This window comes from Agreia sp. PsM10, from assembly GCF_030433855.1.
Lineage (GTDB): Bacteria > Actinomycetota > Actinomycetes > Actinomycetales > Microbacteriaceae > Agreia.
On sequence record NZ_JARUXC010000002.1, the window covers coordinates 320421 to 341158 of the forward strand.

A 20738-nucleotide genomic window follows, 5' to 3' on the forward strand; every position below is an offset into this window, starting at 1 on the left:
CCCCATGGGCAGAGGAGACGACGAATGGCGTGGTTGGTAACAGGAGGCGCGGGCTACATCGGCTCGCACGTGGTGCGGGCGTTCCGCGAGCAGGGCATCGACGTCGTGGTCGTCGACGATCTCTCCAGCGGCCACCGCGCGTTCGTCGATGACGGTGTGCCGTTCATCGACGGAAGCATTCTCGATGCCGGCCTTCTGCGCCAGACCTTCGAAGACCACGCGATCTCCGGTGTCGTGCACGTGGCCGGCTACAAGTACGCCGGCGTCTCCGTCACCCGGCCGCTCCATACCTACGAGCAGAATGTCACGGGAACCCAGGTGCTGCTCGGTGCGATGAGCGATGCCGGTGTCGACCGCATCGTCTTCTCGTCGAGCGCGGCCGTCTATGGAACGCCGGACACCGATCTCGTGACCGAGTCCACCGCCAAGAATCCCGAGTCGCCCTACGGCGAGTCGAAGCTGATCGGCGAGTGGCTGCTGCGAGACCAGGGCGTGGCTGCCGGACTCGCCCACACATCGCTGCGCTACTTCAACGTCGTCGGCTCCGGATATCCGGATCTGTTCGACACCAGTCCGCACAACCTCTTCCCCCTCGTCTTCGACGCCCTCCTCGACGGTCGCGTTCCCCGCATCAACGGCGACGACTACGACACCCCCGACGGAACGTGCGTGCGCGACTACATCCACGTGTCAGACCTCGCCCTGTCGCATGTCGCGGCCGCGCGGCGACTGGATGCCGGCGAGTCGGTAGAGCAGGCCTACAACCTCGGCAGCGGGGCCGGGGTGTCCGTCGGAGAGATCATGACGGCGATGGCCGAGGGCACGGGGATTCCTTTCACTCCCGAGATCGCACCGCGCCGACCGGGCGACCCCGCCCGCATCGTCGCATCCGGCGAATTGGCCGCGCGAGACCTCGACTGGCGGATGCGCCACACCCTCGACGAGATGGTCCGCAGTGCATGGGCGGCGCGCCAGGGCGAGTAGTCGATGTGACGCACTGCGCCGTCGTCGATGTGCGCGACACGGCGTTTCGCCAAACCCTCCAGAAGCACTTGAGGGTTTACGATCTGCGACTTGACTCGAACGAACTACACGGGTGTAATTAGCGGGAGGGGTTCGGCAGGTCGAATGCAGATCAGAAGGTAGAGCGTGGTATGGCTATGGAATACCGCTCAGGCGTCCCAGAGGACTGGTTCGTCGATCCCGTCAATCTCGGTGTTCCGGGCGTTCGTCAACAGGCGCCGGTAGAAGACGAGAACCCGCTGGCGTGGCAGACCGACTCTCTCTGCGCCCAGACCGACCCCGAGGCCTTCTTCCCCGAAAAGGGCGGCTCGACTCGAGATGCCAAGCGCATCTGCACATCGTGCGAGGTGAAGGCCCAGTGCCTCGAGTACGCGCTCAAGAACGACGAGCGATTCGGCATCTGGGGTGGCCTGTCCGAGCGCGAGCGCCGCAAGCTGCGCAAGCAGGCCTAGGGTCATAGTTTTCTCATAGGTATCCCGGCACGCCGGGGCCTGACCCGCCACGGGCGCATGCCGCCCTTAGGGTCTAAGGGATATGCGCGCCCGAGTTACAGCAGTTCTAGTCGCCTCCAACGGAGCGGACTACCTTCCGCGCACCCTCGACGCGCTGAAGGCGCAGACCAGGCAGCCCGACAGCCTCATCGTGGTCGATGTGGGTTCGTCGGATGAGACGCCCGCCCTGCTGTCGGCGGCGCTTCCCACGCACTTCATCTCGGCCTCCGGCAGGCTGAGCTTCGGCACGGCCGTCGCCCACGCCCTCGGTGTGGTCCCCCCTCCCGCCGACGAGAACGAGTGGCTCTGGCTGCTCGCTCACGACACGGCGCCGGAGCCCGACGCGCTCGCCGCTCTGCTCGCCGCAGTCGAGGTGAATCCCTCGGTTGCTGCCGCGGGCCCCAAGCAGATGGACTGGGAGCACCCCGACTACATCAGCGAGTTCGGTGAGACGCTCACGCGCTTCGGAGCCACTTATTCGATGGCGGAGACCGAGCTCGACCAGGCACAGCACGATCGCATGAGCGATGTTCTCGGAGTCGGCGCGGCAGGCATGCTCGTTCGCCACACCGTCTGGAACGACCTGGCCGGGTTCGACGACGCCCTGCCGACCGCCGACAACGGTCTCGACTTCAGCGTGCGGGTGCGACTCGCCGGCCACCGGGTGATGGGCGTGCCCGCAGCGCGCATCGCGTCGGCGGGCGTCGGTCTCGCCGGCCCCGGCCGCAGCGAGAAGGGTCGCGCGCGGAGAAAACGACAGGCGGACCGGCGGGCAGCGCAGCTTCACCGCAGGCTGGTCTATGCACCCGCGTTCGCCGTGGTCTTCCACTGGCTCTCGCTCGTTCCCCTGGCCGTGGCCCGCAGTCTCGGCCAGCTGGTGCGCAAGCAGCCCGGCGCCATCGGCGGCGAGATGTCGGCCGCGTTCCGCACGGCATTCGGATCGCGCATCACCGAGGCCCGCAAGAATCTGCATGCCGCGAAGAGGGTCGGCTGGACCACGATCGCTCCTCTGCGCATTCCGGGAGACGAGGTGCGCCGCCGCCGCTCTCTGCAACGCGAGATCGCCCTGACGCACCTGCGCGGCGAGAAGGACCGCATCCAGTTCATCGCGACGGGCGGCGTGACCACCGTTCTGATCTTCGCCGTGCTCGGGCTGGTCATGTTCGTCCCCCTGATCGGTGCCATTGCACTCACGGGCGGTTCCCTGCTGCCGGTGAGCGCGACTCTCGGCGAGCTGTGGAGTCACGTCGGCTACGGCTGGCGCGACATCGGGCTCGGCTTCGTCGGTGCCGCAGACCCCTTCACCACCGTGCTGGCCGTGCTCGGATCGATCACGTTCTGGTCGCCGTCCCTCGCGGTCGTCGGCCTCTATCTGGCCGCTCTGCCGCTGGCCGCGCTTGCGGCCTGGTTCCTCGCTGCACGACTCACCGACAAACCGTGGCTGCGCGCCGTCGCCGCCGTGCTCTGGACTCTCGCTCCCCCCTTCCTCGCCTCGCTCGACAACGGAGCCATCGGCGCGGTTCTGGCGCATCTGCTGCTGCCCTGGCTCGTGCTCGCGGGTCTTGCCGCGCGCAAATCGTGGTCGGCGTCGGCGATGGCCGCCATCCTGTTCGCCGTGACCCTGGCGGGCGCCCCGTCGCTGTGGCCCGCACTTCTCGTCATCTGGGTGGTGTCCGTGGCCACGGCGGGTCGCAACATCGCCCGCTACATCGGCATCCCGATTCCGGCCGTCGCCCTCTTCCTCCCTCTTGCCTGGGATCAGTTCCGCGCCGGGAATCCGATCGGCATCCTCGCCGACCCCGGTGTTCCCGTCGTGCGCGAGCCGGGGTCGATCCTGGCGCTGCTGAGCGGCATCCCCGACTCCGCACAGAGCGGATGGACCGGGCTTGCGTCGATGGTCGGCATCGATTCGTCGGTGCTGCAACTCGTCCTGGCGATCGCCGTGGTTCCCCTCGGCCTCCTCGCCGTGCTCGCGCTCGTGATTCCCGGTCCGAGCGTCACCCGGGCCATCGTCGCCGTGGTCGGCGCGCTGCTCGGCCTGGCGACCGCGATCGCGTCGACCCGCATCTCGCTCGACGCGATCGGGGCCGACCCTGTCGTGCTGTGGGCCGGCCCGGGTCTCAGCCTCTACTGGCTCGGCCTCGTCTGCGCCGCCGTCATCGGCCTGCACACGCTCAAGCGGTTCTCCGTCGCCCCCGGATTCGTGGCAGCCACCACCGTTGTCGTGGTCGCGGTGCCGCTCGTCGCGTCGACCCTGCTCGGCTCCTCGGCCATCCAGACCACCGATGGCCGCCTGCTTCCCGCGTTCGTCACCGCCGAGGCGGCATCCACACCCCGCGTCGGCACTCTCGTGCTCACCCCGCAGCCCGACGGCGGACTCGAGTCGGAGATCGTCAACGGCACCGGCGTGATGCTCGACGACCAATCCACCCTCGCCTCCACGAACCGCGACCCGGCACGCGACGCCGAACTCGCGGAGCTCATCGGCAACCTGGCCTCACTGAGCGGAGAGGACAGCACCCCGCGCCTCGCCGACCTCGGCGTGGAATTCGTGCTGCTCGCCAACCCCGCGCCGGGTGACGACGAACCCGCTCTGGTCACCACCACAACCCGCTCGACGGCCGCGTTCGATGCGAACGCGTCGCTCACGACGGTGGGCAAGACCTTCGCGGGAACCCTCTGGCAGATCACGGGAACCGAGAGCCTGTCGAGCCTCCCGGAGCCGGCACCCACCAACCTCGGATCGGCCACCGGCGTGCTCGTGCTCGTCGGACAGGGCATCGTCTTCCTTCTCATGCTGCTTCTCGCGCTGCCGGCCGGACGTCTGCAGCCGCACGGTGCTCGCGCCGTGAGCGCGCTGGAGCCTGCAGGTCCGGTCATCCCCGATGAGCCCGACTCCGAGGGCTCCGACGATGACGAGAACGCCGACGACGGGGCCGAGGCTCCGGATGGGCGGGCCGCCGAGACGGCGGGCGCCGCGGCGCCCGGTGCGACAGTGCGCCGTCGTCGTCGCCTGTTCGCGCGCAAGGAACGTCCCGACGCCGCCGCAGAGGCGGCTGCTGCCGCCGTCGCGGCGAGCACGGCCGCGGTCGCGTCTGCTCCGGATACGACGCCCGACGAGACGCAGGCGGAGCCGGACGGGGCATCCGAATCGTCGGTCGCCGGGTCATCGAGCGTCGAGATGTCCGAGCCGACCCCCACCCCGGAACCGGAGACCGCATCTGCGGCTCAGGTCGAGTCGCACGCGCAGGCCGAATCGCACGCTCAGGTCGAAGCCGCCCCGCAGCCGGTCGTGATCCACCCCGGCGAGGACTTCGATCTGCTCGGGCCGGCCGAGCCCTTGACCGCACCCGAGCTCGCTGCAGAGCCCGAGACTCCGTCGCTCGACGAGCTGGTCGAATCGCCCGCCTCGACAGAGCTGCCGCCGATCGAGGCGGAGCCGACGACGGAGTTCGTCGAGTCTCCCGAAGCCGAGCACGAGCCCGAGTTCGAAGCCGAGCCGGCACCGGAGCCTGAGCCGGTGCAGGCCCCGCAGGCGGAACATGCCCTCGAGCCGCACCGCTCGGAGCCCGAGGCCGACCCTGAACCGGCCTTCTCGCATCCACGTGCCCTGCCCGACGACATCGACGACGACTACGACCCCGATGCGGAAACCGTGATGCGCGTGAAACCGATCGACCTGAGCCACGAGGAGGATGAGCACGATGGCCGCTAGACGCACAGTCATCGCCACCAGCGCACGCGCGCTGGGAGCAGCGCTGACCCTCGGAGCGGGCGTCGCGCTCGTGGCCGGAGCGATGCTCATCCCGCTGCCCTCGCATTCCGTCTCGGTGCCGGCTGTCGAGGTCGCCCCGACGCCGCTGCCCCAGACGCTCGTGTGCCCCGGATCGCTCCTGCAGCTCTCGAACGGTGCAGGAGCCGACGCGACCTCCTCGTCCGGCATCGGCTCGCCCAAGCGCAGCAGCGGGGCCTCCGAGGCCGACGTCGACATCGACCAGGCCCCGCTTGCAGCTCCCGACAACTCGACCGTCACCGATGAGACCGCGCCCACCGTGGTGACGGCGCCGGATGCCGATCCCGGCGTTCTCGTCGCTGCCGCCCAGTCCGTCGCTATCTCGCAGGAGGACGTGGCCGGCCTCGCCTCCACGAACTGTGCCGAGGCGAAGGCCGACTCCTGGCTCGTAGGAGGCGCGACGACCGTGGGTCGAACGAGCTTCGTGCTGCTGAGCAACCCGTCCGAGGTCACCGCCGACGTCGACCTCACCTTCTTCGACGAGAACGGCCGGCTCGAGGCTCCCGGATCGACGGGGATCACCGTCGATGCGCAGTCGCAGCGTGTCTTCTCGCTCGCAGGATTCGCCCCGAACGCCAAGTACCCCGTGGTTCACGTCGTCAGCACGGGCGGATACGTCGCCGCGAGCCTGCAGCAGACCATCATCCGCGGCCTCGAGCCCGGCGGCATCGAGCTCTCGGGCACGACATCGGCGCCTTCGACCGAGATGGTCTTCCCCGGAGTCAAGATCACCGGAACGTCCGCCATCGCCGAGCGCCTCTCCGCCGACGGCTATGCCGATCTGCAGGCCGCGCTGCGCGTCTACGTGCCCGGCAGCTCCGACGCCACCATCACCGTGTCGGTCGCCAGCGAGAGCTCCGGTTCAGCCGACGGCTCCTACAGCCTCAGTGCTCCGGGGGGCGTCGTCAGCGAGCTTCCGCTCAAGGATCTTCCCGACGGCACCTACTCCGTGACGCTCGATTCCACGGAGCCGATCGTCGCCTCCGCGCGCACGTCCGCCCTCTCCGCCGGCGCCATCGACTTCGCCTGGAACCAGGCGGCGGAGCCGCTCGACGACGATGTTCTCGTTCCGATCGCGCCCGGCCCGTCCCCGCGCATCCATCTGGCGAATTCAGGCGACGACGACGCGACCGTCACGTTGCGCACGGCCTCGGGCAGCGAGGTCAAGATCGTGGTGCCCGCGGGCGGCACGAAGGGTCTCGAGGCCCAGCCGAACACGATCTACACGGCCACGATGACCGAGGCGGTGAGCATCAGCGTCGGCTACAGCAGCGACGGGCAGCTCTCCGCGTACACGGTCGCGGCGCCGAGCGAGCTCGCCGCCCCGATCGTCGTCTACCCGTAGGCGTTCTCGGCGCATCCCACCAATGCTGACGGGTGGGAAGCGACCGCTCAGAAGTGGCGGAAGCCCTCGGGCGCGAGATCCCACGGATCCTTGCCGAGGTACTCGGCGACCGCGCGGAACACGCAGCTCTCGACGAGCATGCGGCGGTGTGCCTCGTCGTTGCGGTGAAGGTGCGCGAGACGCTCGATGGGCACGCGGTAGAGGATGATGCGGTCGCCGAGAACGCGCCAGCGCTCCACACCTGAATCCGCGGTGCCCGGCTTTCCATTGGGGCCGTAGGGCAGCGCACCGATCTCGAAGACGGCGTCGGCGAGTTCGTTCGGCCAGATGCTGCGCAGGTACTCGGCCGTGGATGCGACGGTGGTGTCGAAGAAGTCGATGCGGGTGTTCATCATGGGCAGATGGGGGCCGGTCACCGCCGAGCGAAGCCCTCTGCCGTGGCGGTTGCGACCGGTTCCTCGAGATGAGGCCGGTGCGATGCGACGTGAGCGAGCCATGGCGAGAGTCTATTCTCTGCGCTCGCGCCCGGCAGAACCCACGACACACGATCGAGCCTGACCGTCTGGTCGCCGCCGCGGGCGTACCGTGAAGGGTGATGACGAATCGACCGTGTTCCCGTGTGGCGTGCCCCGACGAGGCCATCGCCACCCTCACGTACGTCTACGCCGATTCCCTCGCCGTGCTCGGCCCTCTGAGCCTCAGCCACGAGCCGCACAGCTACGACCTCTGCGCCCGCCATTCCGAGCGGCTCAAGGCGCCGCAGGGGTGGCAGGTCATGCGTCACGTGCAGTTCACCCAGTAGGCGTTCGTGCAGCGTCACCTCTTTACAATGGAGGCATGACTTCTGCTGCCGCTCCGGTGACCACTCTGCCCTTCAAGGTCGCCGACCTCACGCTCGCCGAGGCCGGTCGCCATCAGATCCGCCTCGCTGAGAACGAGATGCCGGGCCTCATGTCGCTTCGCGCCGAGTTCGCCGACTCCCAGCCGCTGGCCGGTGCGCGCATCATGGGATCGCTTCACATGACCGTCCAGACGGCCGTGCTCATCGAGACCCTCACCGCGCTGGGTGCTCGCGTTCGCTGGGTCAGCTGCAACATCTTCTCCACGCAAGACGAGGCCGCGGCAGCGATCGTCGTCGGCGCCACGGGAACCCCCGACGCCCCCGCCGGTGTTCCGGTCTTCGCATGGAAGGGCGAGACGCTCGAGGAGTACTGGTGGTGCACCGAGCAGGCCTTCGACTGGTCTGCAGAGGCCGAGGCCGACGGTGCCGACTACGCCGGTCCGAACATGATCCTCGACGACGGCGGCGACGCCACGATGCTGGTGCACAAGGGTCGTCAGTTCGAACTCGACGGCGCCGTTCCCGCGAGCGATCCCTCAGACAGCGAGGAGTACGGCGTCGTGCTCGACCTGCTGCGCCGCTCGCTCGCCTCGTCGACCGATCGCTGGACGCGCATCGCCGCCGACATCCAGGGTGTGTCCGAAGAGACCACCACCGGCGTGCACCGCCTCTACGAACTGATGTCCGCCGGCGAGCTGCTCTTCCCCGCGATCAACGTCAACGACTCGGTCACGAAGAGCAAGTTCGACAACAAGTACGGCATCCGCCACTCGCTTCCGGATGGCCTGAACCGCGCGACAGACGTTCTCATCGGCGGCAAGGTCGTGTTCGTGGTCGGCTACGGCGACGTGGGCAAGGGCGCTGCGGAGGCGCTTCGCGGACAGGGCGCCCGGGTCATCGTGAGCGAGGTCGATCCGATCTGCGCGCTGCAGGCCGCGATGGACGGCTACCAGGTGGCCAGGCTCGAGAGCGTGATCGGCGACGTCGACATCATCGTCACGGGCACCGGAAACGAGAACGTGGTCACCGTCGAGCACATCCTCGGGCTCAAGCACCTGGCCATCATCGCCAACGTCGGCCACTTCGACAACGAGATCGACATGGCAGGGCTCGAGAAGCTCGAGGGAGCCGTCAAGGTCGAGATCAAGCCGCAGGTGCACGAGTGGCGCCTGCCCACGGGCCGCAGCGTGCTCGTGCTCTCCGAAGGGCGCCTGATGAACCTGGGCAACGCCACCGGCCACCCCAGCTTCGTCATGAGCAACTCGTTCACCAACCAGGTGCTCGCCCAGATCGAGCTGTTCGCCTTCGGCGAGCGCTACCCGGTGGGCGTCTACGTGCTGCCCAAGCACCTCGACGAGAAGGTGGCGCGACTGCACCTCGATGCGCTCGGCGTCGAACTCACCGAACTCACTCCCCGCCAGGCTGCCTACATCGGCGTGCCCGTCGAGGGACCGTACAAGGTCGACCACTACCGCTACTGAGCTCGCCGCACGTCCGGCTGCCACGGTCTGCGGCCGAGCGCGGTGGTTCCTGCCCAACGTGGTGGTCAGGCCACGGCGCATGGCTGGAACACCCGCGCTGGGCGTGACTGAACGGCGGAGCCGAGGACGTCAGCGCCGAGGACGTCAGCGCCGGGGGAAGGCGTGCGGGAGGCTCTGCAGGATCGGGTCGAGGCGGTTCAGAGCGGCCTTCTGCAGGGAGAGAGCGGCGTACTCTCGATCGCGGCGCACGGCCGCGACCCCCGACAGGAACAGCGCGGGGTGCACCTGCGGAATGGGCGACACGAACGGCGTGACTTCGGCGGCGAGCTCCACAGCGAGTCGCTCCCTCGTGGCCGGGGCCATCTGCGGCGCCTGAACGAGGAACTGCGAGACTCGATGGCCGAGGCGGTCGGGCAGGCGGGCCACATCGACGACCTCGGCCCACGCCTGCAGCATCACCGGCACGCCTCGCGCGTGACTGACCGGAACCGGCACGCGCTCGTGCTGACTGTACGTGCCTGCGAGAAGGTCACCGAGACGCTTCGACCGGCCATTGAGCAGAGCCGTCACGATCGCGATCGAGCCCAGAGTCATGTAGATCTCGAGGACGCCGACCAGCCCGCGGATCACGGAGTGCCTGATCGAGATCGAACCTCCGTCGTCGCGCACGATGCGTGCGCCGACGGCGAGCTTGCCGACGGAGCGACCCTTCAGCACCACCTCGAGGGTGGTGGGAACGACGACGAAGCACAGCACCAGTGCCGAGACGCTGAACGTGGCGGTGAGGGCCTCGTCGATGAGGGCGTTCTCGGCGAGGGCCCCGACACCGAGCAGGAGCACGATGAGGATGGCCACGGAGATGATGACGTCGATCGCAGCACCGCCGGCGCGCAGGATGAAGCCCGCGGGGCGCACGTCGATGGCCACGGCTTCGCCGATCAGCAGCTCGTCGTCGGCGTAGGCGTCGGCGAGCGGGTCGACGAAGGCCGGAGCGGGTGAGGCGACACGGGCGTCGGTCATGAATACAATTCAAGCAGATGGATCTCGATGCCTACACTGCAGCCCACCGCGACGAGTGGGCCCGTCTCGATGCCCTGGGCAGACGAGGTCAGTTCTCGGGTGCCGAGGCCGACGAGCTGATCGAGCGATACCAGGCCGGCGCATCCGATCTGTCGGCGATCAAGACCACGGCCGGATCGACGGCCCAGGGCGCCCAGCTCTCCCTGTTCCTCTCGCGGGCCCGCCTGCGTTTCACCGGGGCCGGCCCGAACATCCTCCGGCAGATCCCCGCCTTCTTCGTCCTCCAGCTCCCGGCCGCCCTCTACCGCATCCGCTGGCTCACGCTCGTGCTCGCCGTCGTCACGGTCGGCGTGGCCGCCCTCTACGCGCTCTGGGTGTCGAACGATCCCCAGGTGCTGGCGAACCTCGGTTCCGATGCGCAGTTGAAGAAGCTCGCCGAGCAGGACTTCGTCGACTACTACTCCGAGAATCCCGCCGCCTCGTTCACCGGCCAGGTCTGGACGAACAACGCCTGGCTCGCCGCGCAGTGCATCGCGTTCGGTATCACGGGCTTCTACGTGCCCGTGCTCATCATGTCGAACGCCCAGAACCTCGGACTCAGCGCCGCCGTGCTGTTCCACTACGGCGAGGGCGACACCTTCTTCCTCTACATCATGCCGCATGGTCTTCTCGAGCTCGCGGCCATCTTCGTCGCCGGAGCCGCCGGCCTGCGCATCTTCTGGGCGTGGGTCGCTCCCGGCGCCCGCACCCGGGCGCAGGCGCTGGCCGAAGACGGACGGGCCCTGTTCACCGTTGCCCTCGGCCTGGTGATCGTGCTCTTCATCTCGGGAATCATCGAGGGCTTCGTCACGCCCCAGCCCTGGCCGTGGGCGGTGAAGATCGGCATCGGTGCCCTCGCCCTGGCCGCGTTCCTCGCCTACATGCTCATCGTCGGACGAGCCGCCGTGCGGGCCGGCCACACGGGAGACCTCGACGAGTTCGAGGCGGGCGCGAAGCAGCTCGTCGCGGGCTGACCCTTGCTCCTGCCCGATGGATGCGCGCGGTGCGCGGTCAGAGCCTGCCGGCGGCCTTGAGGGCGAGGTAGCGGTCTGCGAGCATCGGGGGCAGCGCGGCGGGGGAGCCCGTGACCACGTCGCCGCCCAGTCGACGGATGGCCGTGGTCACCCGCTCCATGTCGAGCAGGGAGCGTTCGGCCGACGCAGCGCGGTAGGTCTCGTCGCGGTCGCCGCGCCGCGACACGGCCCGCAGCACCTCGGGATCCGAGACGGCAGCCACCACGACCGTGTGGCGCTGAGTCAGCTGGGGGAGCACGCTCAGCAGCCCGCTGGAGGACGCAGGGGTGTCGATCGTCGTGAGAAGCACGACGAGCGCCCGCTGGTTCGTCACATCACGAACCTGCCCCGCCACCGACGACCAGTCGGTCTCGAGCAGCTCGGGGTCGATCGTGGCCATCGTGTCGACCATGCGGCTCAGCAGTTCGCCGCCGCTCGCGCCGGTCACACGACCCCGGATGCGGCGGTCCCACGCGATCAGGTCGACACGGTCGCCGGCCCGCGTCGCGAGGGCGGCCAGCAGCAGCGATGCCTCGATCGACGTGTCGATGCGGGGCTCGTCCTCGATGCGAGCGGCCTGTGTTCGTCCGGTGTCGATCACGATCACGATGCGCCGATCGCGCTCGGGTCTCCACGTGCGGACCATGAGTTTCTGCTCGTGCCCGGCCCGGGCATCCCCCTGCCGCGCCGTGGCGCGCCAGTCGATCGAACGCACGTCGTCGCCGCGCACGTACTCGCGCAGGCTGTCGAATTCCGTTCCCTGGCCTCTGATCTGCACGCTCGTCGCGCCGTCGAGCTCGCGCAGGCGGGCCAGGCGCGACGGCAGGTGCTTGCGCGAGGTGAAGGGAGGAAGCACGCGCACGCGGCCCGGGCTCGACAGGGTGGCCTGCCGGGCCCAGAGCCCGAGCGGTCCGAAGCTTCTCACCGTGAGGCCGGCCGTTCTGCGATCTCCGCGTCGGAACGGGGTGAGCGCGGTGCGCAGCATCCGGCGCTCGGACGGGGGAACGACGAGGGACTGACGGGTGAGGGCTGCCCCCGCCGACGGCTGCCAAGCGTCGCGAACGAGAGCCCGAAGGGTTCGCGAGTTCTCGTTCGTGAGATAGACCTCGCTCGCGACCGTCTCTCCGAGACGAACCCGATGCGGCAGCACCCTCTCGACGACCAGCCGACGCGGTGACGCGGCCAGGATCAGGTCGAGGACGCCGATCACGACGGTGAGCAGCAGCCACAGCACGAGCGTGAGTTCGGCCTGGCGGTAGGCCTCGCCCAGAATCACGACGGGAACGGCGCCGAGGGCGACGAGCAGCACGTAGCGTCCGGTGACGGCCATCAGAGGGAGAGCTCTCGAGGTGTCATCAGATGGGAACCTGCACCTGGCTGAGGATCGAACGCAGGATCGAGTCGACGGAGACGCCTTCGAGCTCGGCCTCGGGACGCAGCTGGATGCGGTGCCGGAGCACGGGCAGCACCATCGCCTGCACGTGGTCGGGAGTGATGGCGGGGGAGCCGTTGAGCCATGCCCAGGCCTTCGCCGACGCGACGAGGGCCGTGGCGCCACGGGGGCTCACGCCGAGTTTGACCGAGGGGCTCTGCCGGGTCGCACGGGCCAGATCGACGATGTAGGCGAGCACGTCGGGGCTGGCGCCCACTGCGGCTGCGGATGCCTGCGCCTGGCGCAACTCGGATGCGCCGAGCACCGCCGAGAGACCGGCGCCGGCCAGGTCGCGCGGGTTGAACCCGGCCGCATGCCGCTGCAGCACGGCGATCTCGGTGTCGCGCGGAGGAAGGTCGAGCACGAGCTTGAGCATGAACCGGTCGAGCTGGGCTTCGGGGAGCGTGTAGGTGCCCTCGTACTCGATGGGGTTCATGGTCGCCGCCACCATGAAGGGGTCGGGGAGCGGGCGGCTGAGGCCGTCGACGCTGACCTGTCGCTCCTCCATCGCCTCGAGCAGGGCCGACTGCGTCTTGGGAGGGGTGCGGTTGATCTCGTCGGCCAGCAGGATGTTGGTGAAGACGGGGCCCTCGCGGAACTCGAAGTCGCCCGACTTGGCGTCGTAGACGAGGGAGCCCGTCACGTCGCCGGGCATCAGGTCGGGAGTGAACTGCACGCGGGTGGTGTCGAGCGAGAGCGCGTGGCTCAGCGATCGCACCAGCAGGGTCTTCGCGACGCCGGGAACGCCTTCGAGCAGCACATGACCCTTCGCGAGCAATGCCACGATGAGGCCGGTCACCGCGCCGTCCTGGCCGACGACGGCCTTGCCCACCTCTGCGCGCACTCGGCCGAGCGCCTGGCGGAGCTGGTCGGGAGTCTGTTCTGGCTGGTCTGTCATGGTCGGCCTTTCGGTGGGGACACGGGCAGGTGGGGTGGCGTGGTGTGCGCGGTGCCTGCGGTTGTTGCGGGGGTGGTCTCGACGGTCATGGGCGCACCGCGCTCGTCACGGCGTTCTCGAGCAGCATGAGCCGGTCGGAGAGGGCGATCAGATCGGCCTCGCCGGAGGGCGTCGCATCGACCAGAACGGACCGGATGTCGCCAGGCGACCATCCGGGCAGCACCGCGGCCACCGATGAGGCCACCTCGTCGACGGACGCATTCCGGGGGAGTCCGAGCACCGACGACAGACGCGTGATGGTGCCGATGCGCAGCGAGTCGAGCGCATGGGTGTGCGCGCCGGCCTTGGCGTAGAGCCGTGCGCGGCCCTCCATGGTCTCGCGCGAACGCACGGTGACCGGAAGGTTCTCGACCACGAGCGCACCGAGCCTGCGCCCCCGCCAGATGGCGGCCGCGACGAAGGTGAAGACGGCGAGCACAAGCACGGGAGTGACCCAGTCGGGAGTGAGCGACGCGACGTCGGCCGGTCCGTCGGCCACGACGTCGTCTGCCGTGGGCACGTACCAGACGAGTGTGTCGTCCTCGCCCAGGAGGCCCAGCGCGAGAGCCGCGTTTCCTACTCCGGTGATGCCCTCGTTGGTCAGCACATCGGCCGCGCCGAGAACGGTGACCGTGCCGCTCGGAGTCTCGGTGCTCACGACGTAGTAGGCGTCGTCGGAGCTGCGGAAACAGAGTCGTGCGTCGCCGTCTGCGGCTGCGCGGTAGGACTGTCCGCCACCGATGATGGTGCCCGCGCGTTCGGCGGCCGGCAGGGAGCATCCGGCATCGACGCCGTCGACGTCGCGGGGTGCGCCGGCCGCCGAGACCCCGGGTGCGAAGGCACGCAACTCGTTGAACCCCGGCAGGAACAGCACGACCCGGTCGGCGAGCTCCGCGGCCTCGGCCAGTTGCTCGTCGGTCAGATAGCCGACGGGGTCGGCGAAGGCGAGGGTCGCGCCGGGCGCCGCATCCACCGCGGCTCGCGCCTCCGGGAGCGTGTCGGCCTGCACGACGTCGACCCCCTGCTGCCGCAGGACCTCGGCCAACGCCTTGCTGCCGTCGGGTGCGGCGTTCGTGATCGAATACGGCGCCCTGCTGCCGGTTCCGGTTCCGGATGCGACGGTGACGGCGAGCAGGCCGACCACGGCGACCGCGGCGAGAATGAGCCAGAACCGCCAGCGTCGTGCCGTGGCGCGGAGCGTGGGCGTCGTCGACTCGGCCCGGGAGGGGGAACCCTGCACGGTCGCGGGCGCGCTCACAGCGCGGCTCCCGAGTCGGCGACGCGCTCGAGTCGAGCCGGCCGGGCGGTGAGCAGGTCGCGGTCGAGTGCAGAGATCTCGTCGAACTCCTCGCGGCTGCCTGGCCGGCCGAGGTAGCGCACGCCGTCGAAGGAGCGGGCTCCCCGGACCAGACGATCGCCGTACTCCGGGAAGGTGCGGCCGGCGCGGGCGGCGAACTCCTGCGCGGTGGTGCCGGGAGTGACCGATACGACGGTGCGCTCGGCGAGCTGGCGGGCGACGGCGCGGAACATCTCCTCGATAGCCACGACGAAGTCACCGGCGGCTGCGGCTCGGTGGGCCGACGCCCGCAGCTCAGCCGAGGTGCGAGCGTCGTCGTCGTCGGAGAACAGGGCGCCGGCGACGGCGCTCCTCCGCTGCAGGCGAGGCCGGCCGAACACGAAGAAGGCCGCCACGATGAGACCGACCACGAGCACGGTCACGACAAGCGGGAAGATGTCCGGCACGGAGCTGTCACCCGAGCCCTGGAAGGAACCGAGCCAGTCCTGGATGGCCTGGGCGATGCGGTCGATCAGGGTCGGCCTGGCCGCCGCGTACTCGGGCTTGCCGAGCTCCTCGAGCAGCAGCTTGCGCGCGTCAGGCGCGTCGGGATCGACGGGAACGTCGAGAAGAACCGTGGACAGAGCGGAGAACGGGCGCATAGGAGAGGAGAGGTCAGCCGTTTCTCTGGGACGAGACGAGGTAGGGATCGACGACCTCGTGGGATCCGCCGGCCTGCCGGGCCTCGACGTAGCGCATGAGGTCGAGATCGAGACCCTCGCGGCGCATCCGGAGGTCGATGTAGACGACCGCGACGGCGGACGACTGCACGACGGCCGCGATCGAGCCCAGGACGAGGCTGACCACGAGCGCGAGCCCATAGGTCACGGCCACCACGGCGATGTATGAACCGGAGTCGTCGGAACTGCCGGTGGGGAACAGGAAGCTCGCGACGAGTCCGCCGATGAACGACACGGGAGTGGTGATCACCTGCGTCGCCGCGTAGAGAATGATGCCGATGAGCGCGAGCACGCCGAAGGTCTTCCAGAACGAGTGGGTGGTGAGCCTCCAGGAACGTCCGATCGACGAGATCACCCCTCGACGCTCGAGCACGATGATCGACGGCACCAGGGCCGTCTTCGTGCCCAGCCAGACTCCGGCGGCGGCGAGCACGAGCGTGCCCAGAACGCCGAAGAGTATGGCGACGCCGATCGCGGCCCCTCCGATCATGCCGATGAGCACGGCGATGCCGATGACCCCGGCGACGGCCACGACGATCAGGCCGAGGAGGATCGCGAACCAGGCGATCAGGGGCCAGAGCCGTCTACCGGCGGCCTTCCAGAGTGCGCCCATGCGGTTCTTCTCGCCCAGGGTGCCGCGGGCGACCTCGACGACGAGCACGCCCTGCAGTAGAGCGGAGCCGAGGATCGACAGGGCGAGAGGCACGAGGCTGGCGAGGATCACCGTCGCCCAGGCGCCGGCGGTGACGGCGTCTCGGTCTTCGGGGAGGGCGCTGTCGATTCGACCGAAGGCGAGGATGCCGACGCCGCCGATGACGAAGACCGCGACGAGAGATGTGACGAGTTGAACGATCAGGGCGCTGCCGAAGGTGGCGCCGGGGTTGCGTCGCAGAACCTGGAACGGGGTGCCGAGGAGCGTGCCGAACCCCAACGGGCGGAGGGGGAGCAGGCCGGGACGAGGCGGCGGAGACCAGGCGCCGGGTGCGGGCGGCGGCACGGGCGGGTAGCCCGTGGGCGGGGCTCCGTAGGCGGCCTGGGGCACACCGCCGTACGGCTGCGGCAGGGAGGAGGGCGCCTCGGGCCCGCCATTCTGGCTGTCGTTCACCGGTGTTCCTTCATGTCGTATCGGTGTCCCCCCGGCATGTCACGTGCTCCCATGCTTCCACACACCCCGCCCCGCCCGCAGGATGCTGTGAATCAATGACGGGCGGCTCGACTAATCTGTAGCGCATGGATGCTCGCATACTGGTCGTCGACGATGACACCGCCCTGGCAGAGATGATCGGCATCGTTCTGCGCGCCGAAGGATTCGAGCCGGTGTTCTGCGCCGACGGCGCGGAGGCGCTCGGCATCTTCCGCGAGTCGAAGCCCGATCTCGTTCTGCTCGATCTGATGCTCCCCGGTCTCGACGGCATCGAGGTGTGCAAGCTCATCCGAGCGGAGTCCGGAACACCGGTGATCATGCTCACGGCGAAGGCCGACACCACCGACGTGGTGAAGGGGCTGGAGGCGGGAGCGGACGACTACGTCGTCAAGCCGTTCAATCCCAAGGAACTGGTGGCACGCATCCGCACCCGTCTGAGGCCCAGCGCCGCCGGCTCGCCTGAGCTGCTGCAGGTCGGCGACCTCGAGCTCGACGTCGCCGGGCACGAGGTGCGCCGGGGCGACGCGCGCATCGGACTCACCCCTCTCGAATTCGATCTCCTCCACGCCCTGGCCGCCAAGCCGCAGCAGGTCTTCACTCGCGAGATGCTGCTCGAACAGGTCTGGGGCTACCACTACAAGGCCGACACCCGTCTGGTCAACGTGCACGTGCAGCGCCTGCGCGCCAAGGTGGAGGAAGATCCCGACAACCCGCGCATCGTCATGACCGTTCGTGGCGTCGGCTACCGGGCGGGTCAGGTCACGTAGCGGGCCGTGTCGACAGACAGCATCGCCACCGTCGAAGGGCGCCGCACGAGCCGCATAGGCCCGACGATCGTGCGGGAGTGGCGCACCTGGCCGAGGCAGATCGCGCGCGGCTGGCGGCGATCGCTGCAGTTCCGCACCATCGTGATCACGGTGGCGCTCTCGGCTGTGGCCCTGTCGGCTACGGGTGCGTTCGTGTCGACGAGCATCAGCAACGACCTCTTCAACTCGCGGCTCGAACAGGTGTTGAACGAGTCGAAGCGCGCGGCCACGGAGGCGCAACGCATCTTCGACTCGTCCGACGTCACCGGGCAGGCTGCGAGCTTCTCCCTGAGAAACAGCGTGCAGAACGCCATCACTGCGTCGACCTCGTCGCGCCTCGTCGCTCTGTACCTGACTCCCGGAACGGAGACGGGGCCGAACACGGCCATCTCCTTCGCAGCGGTGAGGCTGGTCGATGTGATCACCCCGGAGCTTCGCCAGCAGGTGGCGTCGGGTGGAGACGATCAGACCCAGTACTGGCAGTCGGTCACCCTCCAGGACAGCGGCTCCGAATCCGTGCCCGGCATCGTCGTGGGGTCGCCGCTCGTCGTGCCCGGCTCGGGAGATTTCGAGCTGTACCTCGGCTACGACCTCGCCGAGGCCGACCGCACACTCGTGTTCGTGCAGCAGATCCTTCTCATCGCGGCCCTCGCGCTGAGCCTGCTGATCGGCGTGATCGCCTGGGTCGTCGTGCGACTCGTCGTCGAGCCGATCCGCGTGGCCGCCGAGACCAGCGAGAAGCTCGCCGCGGGCGAGCTCGAGGTGCGCATTCCCGAGAAGGGCGACGACGTGATCACGACGCTGGCGAGGTCCTTCAACGGCATGGCCGACAGCATCCAGTCGCAGATCACCCAGCTGGCCGATCTCTCTCGCGTGCAGCAGCGGTTCGTGTCGGATGTCTCGCACGAGCTGCGCACGCCCCTCACCACGATCAGATTGGCCGGCGACGTGCTGTTCGATCAACGCGACTCCTTTCCGCCCGCGACCTCGCGCACGGCCGAGCTGCTGCACACGCAGACGGAGCGCTTCGAGCTGCTGCTCGGCGACCTGCTCGAGATCAGCCGGTTCGACGCGGGTTCCGCCGAGCTCGAGACCGAGCCGGCCAGTCTCGTGCATCTCGTGGAGGGCTCGATAGACGAGATGAGCCAGCTGGCGCAGCAGGCGGGCAGCGAACTGCGGCTCGTCGCGCTGGGCGGGTACTTCGAGGCCGACATCGACGCGCGACGCATCCGGCGCATCGTGCGAAACCTTCTGGGCAATGCGATCGAGCACGGCGAGGGGCGCCCCATCATCGTGTCGATCGACAGCACGGCCACGGCCGTCGCGCTCGCGGTCCGCGACTACGGCATCGGCATGACCCCCGAGGCGGCCGCCCGGGTATTCGACCGGTTCTGGCGGGCCGACCCGTCGCGCAAACGCACCATCGGCGGCACGGGCCTCGGCCTCGCGATCTCATTGGAAGACGCGGCGCTGCACGGGGGAGAGCTCGAACTGTGGAGCGAGCCAGGGGCCGGCTCGTGCTTCCGACTGACCCTGCCCCGCATCAAGGGCCGGCCGATCGGCGTCTCGCCGCTGCCACTGCCGCCGCTCGATGCCGATGGCGAGGCGCAGACGCACAACACGTTCGACGAGCAGGCCTTCAACGGAGACAAGCCATGATCCGATCCCGCTCCCGATCCCTCGCCGCCGCGGTGGCCTCGCTGACCGTACTGCTTCTCGCCGGATGCGTGGGCATCCCCGGTTCCGGCCCGGTGGAGAAGGGCGACGCGATCTCGACCAGCGACGAGATCGACATCATCTTCCAGCCCTCCGGCCCGGGCGTCGACGAGAGCCAGGAGGACATCCTCAACGGGTTCATCCGCGCAGCCCTCAACCCCTTGAACAACTTCGCGGTCGCGAGGTCGTTCCTCAGCAAGAGCTTCTCCGACGACTGGAAGCCCGACGCCGGAGTCACGATCGACCAGAGCGGCCGGAGCACGCAGACCGTATCGGAGACCTCGATCGATCTGAAGGTCAGCCCCATCGCCACCGTCGACGGCGACGGCGAGTACGTCACCGTGCCCGCCGCGGCCCCGGTCACGCGCAGCTACACCTTCGTGCAGGAGGGCGGCCAGTGGCGCATCAACACGGCGCCCGACGGCATCGTCATGCTCGCCACCGAGTTCGCCGAGGTCTACAACTCGTACCCTCTCTACTTCTTCGATCCGAGCTACGAGCGTCTGGTGCCCGACGTGCGCTGGTTCCCGCGCGTCGCATCCAATACCGGAACGCGCATCGCGCGGGCCCTGATCAACGGCCCCTCCGCCTGGCTCGGCGGCGCCGTGGTCACCGCATTCCCCGAGGGAACCGGAGTGACGAGCGTTCCCGTCGACGCCGGACTCGCATCCGTCGACCTGTCGGGGCCCGTCCTCGACTCGAGCGAGGCGACGCTCGAGCGCATGCAGGTCCAGCTCAGGGCGAGTCTGCTCGCCCTGAGCGGCGTGTCGACCGTACGCTTGACAGTCGATTCCACAGAGGTTCCTCTGGCCACCTCGGGCGACGCCGCGCCCGTCACCAGTCCCCGCGTCGACAGTCGTGCGCTCGTCCTCCGCTCTGGGCAGTTCGGCTTCTTCACCGGCAGTTCGCTCACGCCGATCGAGGGCATCAGCGACGACGTGGCATCGCTCGCGGCCACATCGATCGCGTTCTCCGACTCCGTTCCCGGCCTGCAGCTCGCCGCCGTGGGAACGGCCGCCGGCGTCTACGCCGTCGCTCCCTCGTCGACGCCCGGTCTCGTAGACGACCGCCCCGGTCTCATCGAGCCGAGCATCGACCCCGATGGATTCGTGTGGACGGTTCCGCGCGGGTCGCCCCTCGACGTGCGTGTGGCGGCTGGCGGGCGCACGCCATCGAGCTTCACGGCCACGTGGGACGGCGCGAGCGAGATCGTGTCGCTCGACGTCTCGCGCGATGGGGCCAGGGTGCTCGCATTCCTCACGATGGATGGCGTGCCCCGCCTCGTGGTCGCGTCGGTCATCCGCGACAAGGACGGCACACCCACGGGGCTCGGCGAGCCCGTCGACCTGGCCGAGGGGCCCGGCACGGCAGTGGATGCGACGTGGGTCGACTCCCTGTCGGTCGCGTCTGCGACGCTCACCGCATCGGGCGACAACGCGATCGTGCAGCAGCAGATCGGCGGCACCACGACGCAGCTGGCCGACGCGTCGGACGTCGTCTCGCTCGTGGGCTCGAACGACGTCGTCGGGTTGCGCGTGCTGGCCTCCGACGGCACGATCCTGCAGCAGAGCGCCAACACGTGGCAGGTTCGCGCCGCCGACGTGGCGCTGCTGGCCACGCAGTACTGAGACCGCTCCGCAC

Annotated in this window: 17 protein-coding genes; 10 read left to right on the forward strand and 7 right to left on the reverse strand. The window is 69.1% G+C overall.

All coding sequences use genetic code 11. The features are described from left to right. The first annotated feature begins 24 nt into the window (after positions 1-24). From galE to QCD70_RS03590, 4 genes are all read left to right on the forward strand, one after another. On the forward strand, positions 25-984 hold the full coding sequence (gene galE, locus QCD70_RS03575; protein ID WP_301213808.1) for a UDP-glucose 4-epimerase GalE: 960 nt from the start codon (positions 25-27) through the stop codon (positions 982-984). Between the two features lie 170 nt (positions 985-1154). Continuing rightward, complete coding sequence (locus QCD70_RS03580; protein ID WP_055930939.1) at positions 1155-1475, forward strand: WhiB family transcriptional regulator; 321 nt, start codon at positions 1155-1157, stop codon at positions 1473-1475. Positions 1476-1557: 82 nt separating this feature from the next. Next, the gene (locus tag QCD70_RS03585) at positions 1558-5229 is read left to right on the forward strand and encodes a glycosyltransferase family 2 protein (protein WP_301213811.1); all 3672 of its coding nucleotides are present in this window, start codon (positions 1558-1560) and stop codon (positions 5227-5229) included. After that, the gene (locus QCD70_RS03590; protein WP_301213812.1) at positions 5219-6652 is read left to right on the forward strand and encodes a DUF5719 family protein; all 1434 of its coding nucleotides are present in this window, start codon (positions 5219-5221) and stop codon (positions 6650-6652) included. The genes QCD70_RS03585 and QCD70_RS03590 overlap by 11 nt, the downstream gene beginning before the upstream one ends. A 47-nt stretch (positions 6653-6699) precedes the next feature. Here QCD70_RS03590 and QCD70_RS03595 read toward each other — a convergent pair whose 3' ends face one another. Continuing rightward, the gene (locus tag QCD70_RS03595; protein ID WP_055930946.1) at positions 6700-7149 is read right to left on the reverse strand and encodes a metallopeptidase family protein; all 450 of its coding nucleotides are present in this window, start codon (positions 7147-7149) and stop codon (positions 6700-6702) included. 98 nt (positions 7150-7247) lie between these two features. Between QCD70_RS03595 and QCD70_RS03600 the strand changes: the two genes are divergently transcribed. Further along, positions 7248-7454, forward strand: coding sequence for a DUF3499 family protein (locus tag QCD70_RS03600; protein WP_055947171.1), 207 nt, complete (start codon positions 7248-7250; stop codon positions 7452-7454). Positions 7455-7489: 35 nt separating this feature from the next. Further along, on the forward strand, positions 7490-8974 hold the full coding sequence (gene ahcY, locus QCD70_RS03605) for an adenosylhomocysteinase (protein ID WP_301213815.1): 1485 nt from the start codon (positions 7490-7492) through the stop codon (positions 8972-8974). Between the two features lie 144 nt (positions 8975-9118). On the opposite strand, the gene QCD70_RS03610 is transcribed toward ahcY, so the two are convergent. Then, positions 9119-9994: an RDD family protein gene (locus tag QCD70_RS03610; protein WP_301213816.1), complete on the reverse strand. Its 876-nt coding sequence runs from the start codon at positions 9992-9994 to the stop codon at positions 9119-9121. Positions 9995-10011: 17 nt separating this feature from the next. On the opposite strand from QCD70_RS03610, the gene QCD70_RS03615 reads away from it, so the two are divergent. Next, entirely contained in the window at positions 10012-11007 is a 996-nt protein-coding gene (locus QCD70_RS03615; RefSeq protein WP_301213817.1) for a stage II sporulation protein M, read from the forward strand. Positions 11008-11044: 37 nt separating this feature from the next. Here QCD70_RS03615 and QCD70_RS03620 read toward each other — a convergent pair whose 3' ends face one another. The 5 genes from QCD70_RS03620 to QCD70_RS03640 form a co-directional block, all read right to left on the reverse strand. Beyond that, positions 11045-12376 (reverse strand): DUF58 domain-containing protein, encoded by a 1332-nt coding sequence (locus tag QCD70_RS03620; protein WP_301213818.1) that lies wholly within the window; start codon positions 12374-12376, stop codon positions 11045-11047. A gap of 25 nt (positions 12377-12401) precedes the next feature. After that, complete coding sequence (locus tag QCD70_RS03625) at positions 12402-13376, reverse strand: AAA family ATPase (RefSeq protein ID WP_301213819.1); 975 nt, start codon at positions 13374-13376, stop codon at positions 12402-12404. A gap of 85 nt (positions 13377-13461) precedes the next feature. Next, the gene (locus QCD70_RS03630; protein WP_301213820.1) at positions 13462-14673 is read right to left on the reverse strand and encodes a DUF4350 domain-containing protein; all 1212 of its coding nucleotides are present in this window, start codon (positions 14671-14673) and stop codon (positions 13462-13464) included. Next, positions 14670-15353: a DUF4129 domain-containing protein gene (locus QCD70_RS03635; RefSeq protein ID WP_301213821.1), complete on the reverse strand. Its 684-nt coding sequence runs from the start codon at positions 15351-15353 to the stop codon at positions 14670-14672. The genes QCD70_RS03630 and QCD70_RS03635 overlap by 4 nt, the downstream gene beginning before the upstream one ends. A gap of 13 nt (positions 15354-15366) precedes the next feature. Continuing rightward, entirely contained in the window at positions 15367-16536 is a 1170-nt protein-coding gene (locus QCD70_RS03640; protein ID WP_301213822.1) for a hypothetical protein, read from the reverse strand. A gap of 125 nt (positions 16537-16661) precedes the next feature. On the opposite strand from QCD70_RS03640, the gene mtrA reads away from it, so the two are divergent. Genes mtrA through QCD70_RS03655 form a run of 3 tightly spaced genes read left to right on the forward strand, consistent with a single transcriptional unit; the run spans position 16662 to position 20725 of the window. Next, positions 16662-17342, forward strand: a complete 681-nt coding sequence (mtrA, locus tag QCD70_RS03645) for an MtrAB system response regulator MtrA (RefSeq protein WP_301213823.1) — start codon at positions 16662-16664, stop codon at positions 17340-17342. A gap of 6 nt (positions 17343-17348) precedes the next feature. Next, positions 17349-19040: an MtrAB system histidine kinase MtrB gene (mtrB, locus tag QCD70_RS03650; protein WP_301213824.1), complete on the forward strand. Its 1692-nt coding sequence runs from the start codon at positions 17349-17351 to the stop codon at positions 19038-19040. Continuing rightward, positions 19037-20725: an LpqB family beta-propeller domain-containing protein gene (locus QCD70_RS03655; RefSeq protein ID WP_301213825.1), complete on the forward strand. Its 1689-nt coding sequence runs from the start codon at positions 19037-19039 to the stop codon at positions 20723-20725. Before mtrB ends, QCD70_RS03655 begins: the two co-directional genes overlap by 4 nt. The last annotated feature ends 13 nt before the right edge of the window (positions 20726-20738 follow it).